This window comes from Cellulomonas sp. JH27-2 (assembly GCF_014837175.1).
Taxonomy (GTDB): domain Bacteria; phylum Actinomycetota; class Actinomycetes; order Actinomycetales; family Cellulomonadaceae; genus Cellulomonas.
In genome coordinates, this window is the sequence record NZ_JACYFR010000001.1 from 213,231 (window position 1) to 226,652 (window position 13,422).

A 13,422-nucleotide genomic window follows, 5' to 3' on the forward strand; every position below is an offset into this window, starting at 1 on the left:
CCGCCCCCGGCACGGGTCCAGGGTTCACCCACGGGAACCGTCCAGGTCGTGGTGAGATGGACGGATGTCCGACGTACAGATCGAGGTCGTGAGCGGACCGCTCGACGGCGCCACCGCCGACGACGTCCGCCTCCTGGCCGGCCGTGCCGCCCAGGAGGACGGCACCGCGCCGCTGTCGGAGCAGCCGCTGCTGTGGCTGCAGGACGACGAGGCGCGGGTGTCGCACGTGCTGGCACGACGCGAGGACGCGCTCGTCGGCTACGCCCAGCTCGACCTCTCGCTGACGGCGACGGCCCGCGGCGAGCTCGTCGTCGACCCCGCGCACCGCCGGCACGGCGCGGGGACCGCGCTGCTCGACGCGGCGCGCTCGCTCGCTCACGCCGTCCCGGACCGCGTCCTGCACGTGTGGTCGCACGGCGACCTGCCGGCCGCGCGCGCGTTCGCGGACGCCGCCGGGATGCCCGCGGTCCGTGAGCTGTGGCAGATGCGGCTGGAGCAGGACGACACCCCGCGCGACGTTCCCCTTCCCGCGGGCGTCACGATGCGCACGTTCGTGCCCGGCCAGGACGAGGAGGCGTGGCGCCGCGTCAACTCGCGCGCGTTCGCCTACCACCCCGAGCAGGGCCGGATGACGAAGGCCGACCTGCGGGCCCGCGAGTCCGAGGACTGGTTCGACCCCGACGGCTTCCTGCTCGTCGAGCGCGACGGTCAGCTGCTGGGGTCGGTGTGGACCAAGGTGCACGCTGCTGGCGAGCACGGGCCGGCGCCCGTCGGCGAGATCTACGTCGTGGGCGTCGACCCGGACGCCCAGGGTCTGGGACTGGGCCGCGCGCTGACGGCCGCGGGGCTCGACCACCTGGCCGCGCGCGGCCTGCGCACGGTCATCCTCTACACGGGCGCGGAGAACGAGGTCGCGATCCGGACGTACCGCCGCGCGGGGTTCGCCCATGCCTCGAGCGACGTGATGTTCGGTTCGGATACCCGGCGTTCACCCATCGGTGCCACGATGGCGTCATGACCGACGCCTCGATCCTGGACAGCGAGCTCGCCGCCCATATCGCCGAGCACCTCGAAGCCCCTCTCGCCGCAGACGGCGGCGCGCCCGACGACGCGCAGGCGCCCCTGCCCGAGGACCGGTTCGGCGATCGCGAGCTGTCGTGGCTGGCGTTCAACCAGCGCGTGCTCGAGCTTGCGGAGGACCCGGATCTGCCGCTGCTGGAGCGGGTGCGGTTCCTCGCGATCTTCGCGTCCAACCTCGACGAGTTCTTCATGGTGCGCGTCGCCGGCCTCAAGCGCCGCATCGCCACCGGGATCGCGGTCACGGCCGCATCCGGCCTGGCGCCCCGCCAGGTGCTGGACTCGATCAGCGAGCACGCGCACGCCCTGATGAACCGGCACGCGCGCGTGTTCGCCGAGCAGGTGAAGCCGGCGCTGGCCGGTGAGGGCATCACGCTCGTGCGCTGGCAGGACCTGGGCGAGAGCGAGCAGGACCGCCTGCGCAAGTTCTTCCGCCGACAGATCTTCCCGGTGCTGACGCCGCTGGCCGTGGACCCCGCGCACCCGTTCCCGTACATCTCCGGCCTGTCGCTCAACCTCGCGGTCGTCGTCGTGAACCCCGCCACAGGCAAGGAGCACTTCGCGCGCGTCAAGGTCCCGCCCCTGCTGCCGCGGTTCATCGCGGTGGACGCGAGCGGTCGGCCCAGCGCGCCCGACGAGCAGACGGCCAGCGTGGAGAAGGGCCCCACCAGCTTCGTACCCGTCGAGGACGTCATCTCCGAGCACCTGGAGCACCTGTTCCCCGGCATGGAGGTGCACGAGCACCACACGTTCCGCGTCACGCGCAACGAGGACGTGGAGGTCGAGGAGGACGACGCCGAGAACCTCCTCAAAGCGATGGAGAAGGAGCTGCTGCGCCGCAGGTTCGGCCCGCCCGTCCGTCTCGAGATCGCCGAGGGCATCAGCCCGCGCATCCGCAAGCTCCTCATCCGCGAGCTGGGGATGGCCGACGAGGAGGTCTACGAGCTGCCCGCGCCGCTCGACCAGACCGGCCTGACCGTCATCGCCGACCTGGATCGCGCCGAGCTGCAGTACCCCCGTTTCGTCCCGACGACGCACCGCCAGCTCGCCGAGGTGGAGAGCGCGACGCCGTCGGACATGTTCGCCAAGATCCGCGAGCGCGACATCCTGCTCCACCATCCGTACGACTCGTTCTCCACGAGCGTGCAGACGTTCCTGGAGCAGGCCGCCGCCGACCCGCAGGTGCTGGCCATCAAGCAGACGCTCTACCGCACGTCGGGCGACTCCCCCATCGTCGACGCCCTCATCGACGCCGCCCAGGCGGGCAAGCAGGTGCTGGCCCTCGTCGAGATCAAGGCGCGGTTCGACGAGCAGAACAACATCTCCTGGGCCCGCAAGCTGGAGCAGGCCGGCGTGCACGTCGTCTACGGCATCGTCGGCCTCAAGACGCACTGCAAGCTCAGCATGGTGGTGCGCCAGGAGTCCGACGGGCTGCGCCGCTACAGCCACGTCGGGACCGGCAACTACCACCCCAAGACGGCACGCCTGTACACCGACCTCGGGCTGCTCACGGCCGACGTCGAGGTGGGCCAGGACCTGACCCGGCTGTTCAACCAGCTCTCCGGGTACGCGCCCAAGAGCCGGTTCCACCGCCTGCTCGTCGCGCCGCGCAGCGTGCGCACGGGCCTGATCGAACGGATCGAGCGCGAGGCCCGCGCGGCCGTCGCCGGTGAGCCCGCGTGGATCAAGATCAAGGTCAACTCGATGGTCGACGAGGCCACGATCGACGCTCTCTACCGCGCCTCGCAGGCGGGTGTCCCGGTCGACATCGTCGTGCGCGGCATCTGCTCGCTGCGCCCCGGCGTGCCCGGCCTCAGCGAGAACATCCGCGTCCGCTCCATCCTGGGACGCTTCCTCGAGCACTCGCGCATCTTCGCCTTCGCGCACAGCGTCCCGGGCGACGAGGACACCTTCGAGGGGCCTGACGTGCTCATCGGGAGCGCGGACCTCATGCACCGCAACCTGGATCGCCGGGTGGAGGCGCTCGTGCGGATCGCTGACCCCGATCAGGTCACCGAGCTCGTCGACCTGATCGACGAGTCCATGGACGACGCGACCTCGTCGTGGCACCTCGAGCCGGACGACACGTGGACCCGGCACGCCAAGGACGCCGACGGCGCGCCGCTCGTCGACCTGCAGTCCGTGCTGATCCAGCGCCAGCGCCGGCGCCCGGGATCGGTCAGGTGAGCTCTCCGGGGACACGGACGGTCGTCGAGGCCGCCGGGGCGCTCGTCTGGCGCGTCCGCACGGGCCGCCTGCAGGTCGCGCTCGTCCACCGACCGCGCTACCGCGACTGGTCGTGGCCCAAGGGCAAGCTGGACCCCGGCGAGTCGATCGTGCAGGCCGCGTGGCGCGAGGTCGCCGAGGAGACCCAGCAGGACGTCGTGCTCGGCATCCCGCTGCCCGGCCTCGAGTACCGGATCTCCGACGGACGCACCAAACGCGTGCACTACTGGGCCGCACAGGTGGCGGGCCGGGTGGACGCCGCCGCGCTGCGCGCCCGTCCGCCCGTCCCCCGGGCGTCGACGCACGAGATCGACGACGTGCGCTGGTTCGACGTCGACGCCGCCGGGGCGCGGCTCACGCGGCCCGAGGACAACGCGCCGCTCGTCGCGCTCGTCGACGCGCACGCCAAGGGACGGCTGGACACCCGGGCCCTCGTGGTCGCGCGGCACGGGACGGCCGTCAAGCGTCACGCGTGGAAGGGCGGCGAGCTGGACCGGCCACTGACCCGCGAGGGCGCCGACCAGGCGAAGGCCCTGGTGCCGATCCTGTCCGCCTTCGGCGTCACGCGCGTCGTGACGAGCGCGTGGGCGCGGTGCGCCGCGACGGTCCAGCCGTACGCCGCCGCCGCTCAGGTGCCGGGCGAGGTGTCGTCGCTGCTGACCGAGCACGAGCACTCGTCGTCCCCCGCTCGGGTGGCCCGGCAGGTCGTCGACCTGCTGGAGTGGCCCGGCGACAGCGTGCTGTGCACGCACCGGCCCGTGCTGCCGACGGTCGTCGACGTGCTGGCGCAGCACACGCGGCGCGCCGTCGCCGACGAACTGCCGACGGGCGACCCGTTCCTGGAGCCCGGCGAGGCGCTCGTCGCGCACGTCGCCCAGACCGCCAAGGGCCCGCGCGTGGTCGCCGTCGAGCGGCACGAGCCGGTCGTCGGCTGACAGACGCCCGGGCGACGTCCTACAGGAAGATGTTCAGGACCAGGTAGACCAGCGCCGCGACGACAGCCGCCGCCGGGATCGTCAGGACCCATGCCACGGCGATGTTCTTGGCCACGCCCCACCGCACGGCCGACGCGCGCTTGGTGGCGCCGACGCCCATGATCGCCGATGTCACCGTGTGCGTGGTGGAGACCGGAGCCTGCAGGACGTACGCGTTGAAGTACAGGACCGTCGCCGACACGGACTCGGCGACGAAGCCGCGTGCCGGGTCCACCTCGATGATCTTGCGGCCCAGCGTGCGCATGATGCGCCAGCCGCCCGAGTACGTCCCCGCCGAGATCGCGGCGGCCGCGCAGACCTTGACCCACAGCGGGATGCCGGCGTGCTTGTCGGCCCAGCCGACCGTCAGCAGTGCCAGGTAGATGACACCCATCGTCTTCTGCGCGTCCTGCAGGCCGTGACCGAGGGCCATCGCGGAGGCGGACACGGTCTGCGCGAGCCGGAACCGGCGCATCGTCTTGGCCGGCGCCTTGTTCCGCAGCAGCCACAGGACGCCAACCATGATCGCGAACGCGAGGCCGAACCCGACCAACGGCGAGATCACCATCGGGAGCACGACCTTGTCGTACACCGAGCTCCAGTACACGCCTAGGCTCGCCGCAAGGCCGGCACCCACGAGGCCGCCGATCAGCGCGTGGGTCGACGACGACGGCAGGCCGAACCACCACGTGATGAGGTTCCAGCCGATCGCACCCACGAGAGCGGCGACGATCACCACGAGCGCCTGGTGACCGGAGGCGTCCTTGAGGTCGACGATGGACGTCGCGATGGTCTCCGCGACGGCCGTGCCCAGCAGGGCGCCGACGAAGTTCATGATCGCGGCCATGGTGAGCGCCACGCGCGGCGTCAGGGCCCGTGTCGAGACCGATGTCGCGATGGCGTTGGCCGCGTCGTGAAAACCATTGGTGTAGTCGAAGCCGAGCGCGAGCGCGATGACGACGACGACGAGTGCTGCCTCCACCCGGCTCAGGACTCCTTGAGCGCGATGGTCTCGACCGTGTTCGCCACCTTCTCGAAGGCGTCGGCCGCGTCCTCGAGCTTCTCGACGATCTCCTTGAGCTTCATCAGCAGGATCGGGTCGGAGATCTCGTCGAACATCTGGGCGAGCAGCTTGCGGTGGGACTTGTCGGCCTGGTTCTCGAGGCGGTTGACCTCGACCCAGTACTCGGACAGCGAGTCCATCGAGCGCAGCCGCGGCATCGCCTCGGCCGTCAGCTCGGCCGCGCGCTGCAGGACCTGCACCTGGTCGGAGACGCGCGCCGGCAGCTCGTCGACCTTGTACAGGACGATGAGGTCGGCGGCCTCGTCCATGTAGTCCATGCAGTCGTCGAGGCTCGAGGCGAGGTTGTAGATGTCGTCGCGGTCGAACGGCGTGACGAACGTCTGGTTCAGCCGACGCATGATCGAGTGGGTCGCGTTGTCGGCCTCGTGCTCCGCGTCGGAGATGAGCTTGCCGATCTCCTTGCGGGTCGCGCGGTCGGCACCCAGCATCTGTCCCAGGAGGTTGGCTCCGGTGACCAGGTGCTGTGCCGAAGCGGCGAAGAGGTCGAAGAACGTGGTGTCGCGCGGTGTCAGGCGCAGGCGCACGGGAAGCTCCGGGGAGGGGGTGGGACGGTCGGGATCAGGCTAGGACACGGGCCCGTGTTTGCCTAACGCCCGACGACGAGCAGGTGACCGCCACGTGACGCCACGCCGTCCGAGGCCCGTCCGGATTGCCCCGCCGTGCCGCGTGTCGACTGCTGCGCGCCATGGCGCGCCTCACTCGTCGAGGCCGCAGGAAGGCGACGAAGGAGCGACGCCGGGCCGGTGGGTCCTGGCACGCGCGGACGCAGTCCGCGCATCGGGCGTCACGACGTAGGAGCGACGCCGGGCCGGTGGGTCCTGGCCCGCGCGGACGCAGTCCGCGCATCGGGCGTCGCGACGTAGGAGCGACGCCGGGCCGGTGGGTCCTGGCCCGCGCGGACGCAGTCCGCGCATCGGGCGTCGCGACGTAGGAGCGACGCCGGGCCGGGAGCGCCTCTCGGCGCGAGGCCGCTCGAAGCGGCTTGAGATGGAGCCCGGGGCTACCGCGACCCGGCGTCGAGGACCATGCTACGCCGGTTGGCAGGAGCCGAGCCTGGCTCAGTCGAGCTTGCCGGCCCGCCACAGCGTGGCGGCGTGCTCGAGCTCCTCGGCGGTGCGCACGAGCGAGGCGGCTCCACGTGTCATGCGTGCCGCGCCACCGGGGTCGACGTCGTCGAGGTGGTCGGCGTCGAAGGCGGCACCCGCGGCCAGGACGCGGCGGAACGAGGCGGCGCGCTCGAGAGCGACGGCCAGGTCGCCGGTGTAGACGCCGGAGAGCACGGCGTCGGCGACGGCGCGCACGTCTGCGGGACCGGGTGCGTCGGCCACGCCGGCGACGACCTCGTGCACGGGCGCCACCCCCGCACCGAGCTTGTACCGGTCGGACACGGTGCCGGGGTCCCGGCGCACCCACTCGCGCAGCACGTACAGCCGCCACAGCGCGCCGGGGAGGGTCTCCGCGGGCGCGTCGGACCAGAGGGCGGCGACGACGTCGAGGCCTTCGGTCTCGACGAGGGCGACGAGCCGCGCGACGACGTCGGGGTCGGCGTTGGCCCGCCCCTGGTGCACGATCGCCGCCGCCGTGGTGTGGGCCACCTGCGACCGGGTCGCGGGGTCGATGCCTCCGGGCAGGGCCTCGGCCGCGACCGCGTCCAGGCTCGCCGGCCTGCGTGGTCGTCGTGGTTCAGAGCTCATCGCACCTCCCGCTCACCGATCGCTCATCGAGCTCGACCCCCGCCGCGATCCGGGCGGCCGCACCGCGGCGAGAGTCGATCTCGACGCCGTCGGCCGGGCGTGGGGTGCCATTGTCGGTCACACCTGCCGCAGATGCGTCAACTTCGGTAGTGTCCGATTCGGCCCTCGGCGTGCAATGGCGCAGGTCGGGGGCCAGAGTGGGGTTGGAACCCTCAGGAGGCGCCTGAGGGCGCGAGCGCGAGGAGTGCCGCCGATGTCGCAGACGCCGGAGTCCCAGACGGGAGGGGCAGTGTCGTCCACCGGTCGAAGCCCTCATCACAACCGCGCTATCGCACTCGCGGTGGCCGCCGCCGTCGGTGGCTTCCTGTTCGGCTTCGACAGCTCCGTGATCAACGGTGCCGTCGAGGGCTTCACCCACGACTTCAAGATCCTCGACATGTCCGCCGGCACGTTCATCAAGGCCTTCGTGGTGGCGGTCGCACTGCTCGGCTGCGCCCTCGGGGCATGGTTGGGCGGGCGGCTGGCTGACCGGTGGGGCCGCACCAAGGTGATGTTCCTCGGTGCCGTCCTCTTCTTCATCTCCTCGATCCTGTCCGCCATCGCGTTCGGCGTGTGGGACCTCGTGCTGTGGCGCTTCATGGCCGGCATCGGCATCGGCATCGCCTCGGTGATCGCCCCCGCCTACATCGCCGAGATCGCCCCAGCGGCCGTCCGTGGGCGGCTCGGGTCCCTGCAACAGCTCGCCATCGTCCTCGGCATCTTCGCGGCGCTGCTGTCCGACCAGCTTCTCGCAGTAGCCACCGGGGTCGACGACAACCCCGCGGCCGCCGAGCTGTGGTTGGGGTTGGAGGCCTGGCGCTGGATGTTCCTGGTCGCGATCGTGCCGGCCGCCGTCTACGGGTATCTCGCGCTCCGCATACCCGAGTCGCCGCGCTACCTCATCGCCCGGGGCGACCGTGAGCAGGCCAAGACGATCCTCGCCGGCGTGCTCGGTCCGGACGAGGACCCCGAGGAGCGCGTCGCCGAGATCGAGCGGAAGATCGAGACCGACAAGAGCCTGGCCGAGCAGTCGAGCCTCAAGGGGCCGGTGCTCGGCCTCCAAGGGATCGTCTGGGTCGGCATCCTGCTGTCCGTCTTCCAGCAGTTCGTCGGCATCAACGTGATCTTCTACTACTCCAACACCTTGTGGCAGGCGGTGGGGTTCGACGCGAGCGACTCGTTCACCTACTCGACCATCACGTCGGTCACCAACGTCGTCGTCACGTTCATCGCGATCGCGCTCATCGACAAGATCGGTCGTCGACCGCTGCTGCTCATCGGGTCCGTGGGCATGGCGGTGTGCCTCGGCTTCATGGCGCTGGCCTTCACCCAGTCCACCGGTTCCGGGGACGACGTCACGCTTCCGGGTGCCTGGGGCACCAGTGCCCTCATCGCCGCGAACCTGTTCGTAGTGTTCTTCGGAGCCACCTGGGGGCCGCTGGTGTGGGTCCTGCTGGGCGAGATGTTCCCGCCCCGGATCCGCGCTGCGGCGCTCGGTGTCGCCGCCGCCGCGCAGTGGCTGGCCAACTTCGCCATCACCATGACCTTCCCCCCGATGCTCGATGCGTTCGGCGCCACCGGCCCGTACCTGATGTACGCCATCTTCGCGGCGCTGTCCTTCGTCTTCGTGCTGTGGAAGGTGCCCGAGACCAAGGGCATCCAGCTCGAGGACATGGAGGACGTCAAGGTGGTCCGCCGCCAACGCGGCTCCACCGCCTGACGTCACCTTGCGCGACCGACCTTCAGCCGCGGCGCCCGCGCACACCTCGACCCATGGGCCGAGGTGTGCGCGGGCGTCGTCGTTCCCACAGGGTGGCTGAGGACACATCGAATCGATTGCCTGGTGCAAACATCTAGGCGTATGCTTGCAGCACGCAACCAAGGAGATCCCGTGCCCACCTCGCTCGCCGAACCGCGACCGGCGCCCGACGCCGCGCCGCCGGACGCCGGCCGCGCGGACGCCGCTTCGTCGCAGCACCAGTCGCTCATGCGCTCCCTGGAGGCGTTCACGCGGGCGATGCGTGAGGCCAGCGCCGATCTGGCACGCAGGGCCGACTGCTCGCGCGCGACGCTCGCCATTTTCCACGCGCTCGATCGCCGCGGCCCGCTCCCCGTCGGGGACATCGCCCAGGTCCTGCGGGTGGACATCTCGGTGGCCAGCCGCCAGGTGAGCTGCATGGTCGACGAGGGCTACGTGGTCCGCCAGGTCGACGCCGACGACCGGCGCGTCCGCACGATCGCCCTGTCCGACGCCGGCCGCGCACGGGCGCGGGCGATCGACGCGAAGGCCGACGGGTTCATGCGCGACGTCTTCGCCCGCTGGGAGCCCGACGCGATGGCCGCCGCGGACGACGTCCTGGACCGCCTGGTCCGGTCGCTCGACGACGCGTCGAGCCGCCCGCACCGCTCCGTCGGCCGGGACCGCACCGACTGACCTGAGCCAGCCACCGAACCGCACCACCCACCGAACCGCACCACGCACTCCGACCTGCCGACGACGCCGGGCCGCACACACCAGCCGAACCAGCAGGAAGAGAACCACGTTGACCAGCACCACCACGCCCCACGACGTCGAGGCCGGCGCCGCACCCGACGGCGCCATGTCGCACCGCCAGGTGCTCGAGGCGCTGTCCGGCATCCTCCTCGGGATGTTCGTCTCGATCCTCGCGACGAGCGTCGTCTCGTCGTCCCTGCCGCGCATCATCACCGACCTGCACGGCAAGCAGTCGGCGTTCACCTGGGTGGTCACGGCCACCCTGCTGACGACGACCATCTCGACCCCCATCTGGGGCAAGCTCGCCGACCTGGTCAACCGCAAGCTGCTCATCCAGCTCGCGCTGACCATCTCGGTGATCTCCGCCGCGCTGGCCGGCTTCTCGCACAACACCGAGATGCTCATCACGATGCGCGCCTTCCAGGGCATCGGCGCCGGCGGTCTGACCGCGCTCGGCACCGTCCTGATCGCCGACATCATCAGCCCGCGCGAGCGCGGCCGCTACATGGGTTACATGGGCGCGGTCATGGGTGTCGCCATGGTCGGCGGCCCGCTGCTGGGCGGCGTGCTGACCGACTCCGCGCTGGGGTGGCGCTGGAACTTCTTCGTCGGCCTGCCCTTCGCGGTCGCCGCGATCGTCGTCCTGCAGCGCACGCTGCACCTGCCCAGGGCCGCCAAGCGCGACGTCAAGATCGACTACCTGGGCGCCACGCTCATCTCCGTCGGGATCGCGGGCCTGCTGCTGTGGGTCACGTTCGCCGGTGACAAGTTCGACTGGATGTCCTGGCAGACGGTCGCGATGGTCGGCGGCTCGCTGGTCGTCCTCGCGCTCGCCGTCCTCGCGGAGGCCAAGGCCAGCGACCCGATCATCCCGCTGCACCTGTTCCGCAACCGCACGCTGGTGCTCGCGGTCATCGGGAGCGTCGCGGTGGGCATCGCCATGTTCGGCACGTCGGTCTTCATCGGCCAGTACATGCAGCTCGCCCGCGGCAAGACGCCCACGCAGTCCGGCCTGCTGACCATCCCGATGGTCGTCGGCCTCATGGGCTCGTCGATGATCGTCGGCCGGATCATCGCCCGCACCGGCCGCTACAAGAAGTTCATGGTCGCCGGAGCGGTCCTGCTGACCGCAGGCCTCGGCCTCATGGGCACCATCCACTACGACACGAACTTCGTGCTCGTCGCGCTCTACATGCTGATCCTGGGCGCCGGTGTCGGCATGCTCATGCAGAACCTCGTCCTCGCGGTGCAGAACACGCTCGACGTCCGCGAGATCGGCTCGGGCACCGCGTCCGTGGCCTTCTTCCGCACGCTCGGCGGCGCAATCGGCGTCTCCGCGCTGGGGGCCGTGCTGTCCACGCACGTCACCGACCTGATGGCCAAGGGCCTGGCCCGCATCGGCATCGACCCGAGCGCGATGGCGGGGGACGGCAGCCTGCCCGACCTGAGGACGCTGCCCGCACCTGTGCGCACCGTCGTCGAGCAGGCGTTCGGCGACTCGATCGCGGACCTGTTCCTCATCGCGACGCCCATCGCGCTGATCTCGTTGGTCGCGGTCCTGCTGCTCAAGGAGGTCCCGCTGGGTAACCGCTCGGGCATCCAGCAGCGCCTCGAGGTCGACGGTCAGCCCGTCGACGAGCAGGTCCCCGGTCAGCCGCTGGTCGGCGAGCCCGTGGTCGTCTCGCAGGACGGCCGTCCCGTCGACGAGGCAGCCGACGACGCGCGCCAGGACGCGCGCGTCTGACCGCACGCACCGACGCCCGGCTCCCCCACGTGGGGAGCCGGGCGTCGCCGTTCGTCGGGCGGGTCAGCCCGCGTCGGGCAGCGCGGCGCTCTCGTGGCCGTCGTCGGCCACCGCGCGGAGACCCAGCTGTCCGACGGCGGACATCGCGCGGTTGAGCCGCCCGAGCTGGCGCGTCAGCTCGTCGATCTCCTCGGGCGTCCAGTCGTCGAGCGCGCCGTGCAGGTACGCACGCCGGGACGCCTGGGCCGCCTGGAGCTGGGCCACGCCCGCGTCGGTGAGGCTGAGCAGCTGGCCCCGGAAGTCGTCGGGGTCGGGCCGACGAGCGAGCAGCCCGAGGCCGGTGAGCCGGGTCAGCTGACGCGACATGGTGCCGCGCCCGACGCCGATGTAGGCCGCGAGGTCGCTGCCGCGCATGTCCGGCGTCGACGCGACCAGAGCCATCAGCTCGTAGGCGGCCGGCTCCAGGTCCGGGTGCACCTCACGTGCCAGACGCGACGACGAGGCGTGCGCGCGCCGCAGGAACAGGCCGAGCTCGCGCTCCAGCTCGCCGAAGTTGTCATCCACCACGCCGCCCATCTTGGCGGATCGCGACGCGTGCTCCGAGCATCGAACGGCCTCGTCTAGGTGACAGCACCCAGACGAGCCCGAATTACCCCGGTCGGGCTCAGCGGCTCCAGGTCACGCGCTGGCGCGCGACGTGCGCGAGGGCCGCGACCCGCGTCGGGTCGAGCGCCGCCGGCATCGCACGGAAGACGGCCGGGACCACGTGCCGCGGGACCACCAGGACGGGCCCGAGCGGGTCCTGCCGCCCGGCGACCTCGAGCTCGCCCTGGACGACGACGACGCTGCGCACCGTGATCGACGCGCAACCCGCGGCGACCAGCAGCGCGTGCACACGCTCCGCCTCCAGTCGTGCGTTGCGCACGTAGGGCCGGGCCTGCCCGTCGACCTCGATGACGCGGCCCTCGAGCCGGACGTGCTGCCCGGGCAGCCGGTGCTCCGCGACGGTGAAGATCCCGCCCGGACCCACCAGCAGGTGGGCGACGTGCGAGCCCTGCCGACCCAGCGGCACGTCGTGCACCACCTGCCAGCCCTCGACGTGCAGCCGCTCGAGCCTGGCCCGCAGCGGCGAGCCCCGCTCCGCGCGCGCCTGTCGCACCTCCGGCGCATCCCGGTCCTCGTTGCCCAGCCACGCCTCGAGCGCGGCCTGGTCGGCAGGTGCCAGGGTGGGCGAAGGCGCCGTCACCGGCATCACCAGCTCGGCGACGTCGGAACGCAGGTACGCCTGGGCGGCCTTGCGGAGGCGGTCCTCGAGCACCGGGTCATCGACGACGACCTCGCCCGACTGCAGGTCCACCGAGCCCACCGGGGCGCCCGTCTCCTGGGTCACGAACAAGCGGTCGGCGCCGTAGCGCCTCCACCGTCGGACCGTCAGGAGCTGTTCCACGTGAGCATTATCGGCAGCGCCGCACCCGAACTACAGCGGTGTCCACCAGGTGCGCACCGGGTGTCGACCGAATGGCCGACACCCGGACGTGTCCCGCGCCGACCGGAGACCGGTCAGCGCAGGATCGAGGCGTAGGTCAGGCGTCTGCGGGCTCGAACGTCAGGCTCACCGAGTTCATGCAGAACCGGTCGCCGGTGGGGGTCTGCGGGGCGTCGTCGAACACGTGCCCCAGGTGCGAGCCGCACCGGGCGCACCGCACCTCGGTACGCACCATGCCGTGCGTGCGGTCCTCCAGCAGCTCGACCGCGTCGCCCGCGAGCGGCGTGTAGAAGCTCGGCCACCCGCAGTGCGAGTCGAACTTCGCGTCCGAGCGGAACAGCTCCGCGCTGCACGCCCGGCACCGGTACACGCCGTCGCGCTTCTCCCCCAGCAGCTCGCCGGTCCACGCCCGCTCGGTCCCGGCCTGCCGCAGCACCGCGAACTCCTGCGGGTTCAGCTCCAGGGCCCACTCCTGCTCGGTCTTCGTCACCTCGTACGTCACGTCGTCTCCTTCGTCGTGCTCGTGGGGCCGTTCCCCCGTCCAGCCCAACACCTCCCCCGGGCGCATCGTTCCCGCAGGTACCCTCACCTCACGCGCGCCGCC

12 protein-coding genes are annotated in these 13,422 nt (G+C 71.5%); 6 read left to right on the forward strand and 6 right to left on the reverse strand.

Going from position 1 to position 13,422, the window contains the following annotated elements:
- Window positions 1–64: 64 nt before the first annotated feature.
- From mshD to IC607_RS01035, 3 genes are read left to right on the forward strand one after another with little or no spacing between them, the layout of a single operon-like run.
- Window positions 65–1,018, forward strand: a complete 954-nt coding sequence (mshD, locus tag IC607_RS01025; RefSeq protein ID WP_191785139.1) for a mycothiol synthase — start codon at window positions 65–67, stop codon at window positions 1,016–1,018.
- Window positions 1,015–3,264 (forward strand): RNA degradosome polyphosphate kinase, encoded by a 2,250-nt coding sequence (locus IC607_RS01030; RefSeq protein WP_191785140.1) that lies wholly within the window; start codon window positions 1,015–1,017, stop codon window positions 3,262–3,264. The genes mshD and IC607_RS01030 overlap by 4 nt, the downstream gene beginning before the upstream one ends.
- Window positions 3,261–4,238: an NUDIX hydrolase gene (locus tag IC607_RS01035; RefSeq protein ID WP_191785141.1), complete on the forward strand. Its 978-nt coding sequence runs from the start codon at window positions 3,261–3,263 to the stop codon at window positions 4,236–4,238. Before IC607_RS01030 ends, IC607_RS01035 begins: the two co-directional genes overlap by 4 nt.
- A 19-nt stretch (window positions 4,239–4,257) precedes the next feature.
- Here IC607_RS01035 and IC607_RS01040 read toward each other — a convergent pair whose 3' ends face one another.
- From IC607_RS01040 to IC607_RS01050, 3 genes are all read right to left on the reverse strand, one after another.
- Window positions 4,258–5,259, reverse strand: a complete 1,002-nt coding sequence (locus IC607_RS01040) for an inorganic phosphate transporter (RefSeq protein ID WP_191785142.1) — start codon at window positions 5,257–5,259, stop codon at window positions 4,258–4,260.
- Window positions 5,260–5,264: 5 nt separating this feature from the next.
- Window positions 5,265–5,885: a DUF47 family protein gene (locus IC607_RS01045; RefSeq protein ID WP_191785143.1), complete on the reverse strand. Its 621-nt coding sequence runs from the start codon at window positions 5,883–5,885 to the stop codon at window positions 5,265–5,267.
- Window positions 5,886–6,419: 534 nt separating this feature from the next.
- Window positions 6,420–7,055, reverse strand: coding sequence for a hypothetical protein (locus IC607_RS01050; protein ID WP_191785144.1), 636 nt, complete (start codon window positions 7,053–7,055; stop codon window positions 6,420–6,422).
- Between the two features lie 253 nt (window positions 7,056–7,308).
- Here IC607_RS01050 and IC607_RS01055 point away from each other — a divergent pair, with 253 nt between their 5' ends.
- The 3 genes from IC607_RS01055 (at window position 7,309) to IC607_RS01065 (ending at window position 11,332) form a co-directional block, all read left to right on the forward strand.
- Window positions 7,309–8,814 carry a sugar porter family MFS transporter gene (locus IC607_RS01055; RefSeq protein ID WP_191785145.1) on the forward strand — a complete coding sequence of 502 codons (1,506 nt, stop codon included), beginning with the start codon at window positions 7,309–7,311 and terminating at the stop codon, window positions 8,812–8,814.
- Window positions 8,815–8,985: 171 nt separating this feature from the next.
- Window positions 8,986–9,528, forward strand: coding sequence for a MarR family winged helix-turn-helix transcriptional regulator (locus IC607_RS01060; protein WP_191785146.1), 543 nt, complete (start codon window positions 8,986–8,988; stop codon window positions 9,526–9,528).
- A gap of 166 nt (window positions 9,529–9,694) precedes the next feature.
- Window positions 9,695–11,332: an MDR family MFS transporter gene (locus tag IC607_RS01065; protein WP_191785849.1), complete on the forward strand. Its 1,638-nt coding sequence runs from the start codon at window positions 9,695–9,697 to the stop codon at window positions 11,330–11,332.
- Window positions 11,333–11,395: 63 nt separating this feature from the next.
- Here IC607_RS01065 and IC607_RS01070 read toward each other — a convergent pair whose 3' ends face one another.
- The 3 genes from IC607_RS01070 to msrB form a co-directional block, all read right to left on the reverse strand.
- Window positions 11,396–11,899, reverse strand: a complete 504-nt coding sequence (locus IC607_RS01070) for a MarR family winged helix-turn-helix transcriptional regulator (RefSeq protein ID WP_370525938.1) — start codon at window positions 11,897–11,899, stop codon at window positions 11,396–11,398.
- A 97-nt stretch (window positions 11,900–11,996) separates the two neighbouring features.
- Complete coding sequence (locus tag IC607_RS01075) at window positions 11,997–12,779, reverse strand: NERD domain-containing protein (RefSeq protein ID WP_191785148.1); 783 nt, start codon at window positions 12,777–12,779, stop codon at window positions 11,997–11,999.
- Window positions 12,780–12,915: 136 nt separating this feature from the next.
- Window positions 12,916–13,320, reverse strand: a complete 405-nt coding sequence (msrB, locus tag IC607_RS01080) for a peptide-methionine (R)-S-oxide reductase MsrB (RefSeq protein WP_191785149.1) — start codon at window positions 13,318–13,320, stop codon at window positions 12,916–12,918.
- Window positions 13,321–13,422 lie beyond the last annotated feature (102 nt).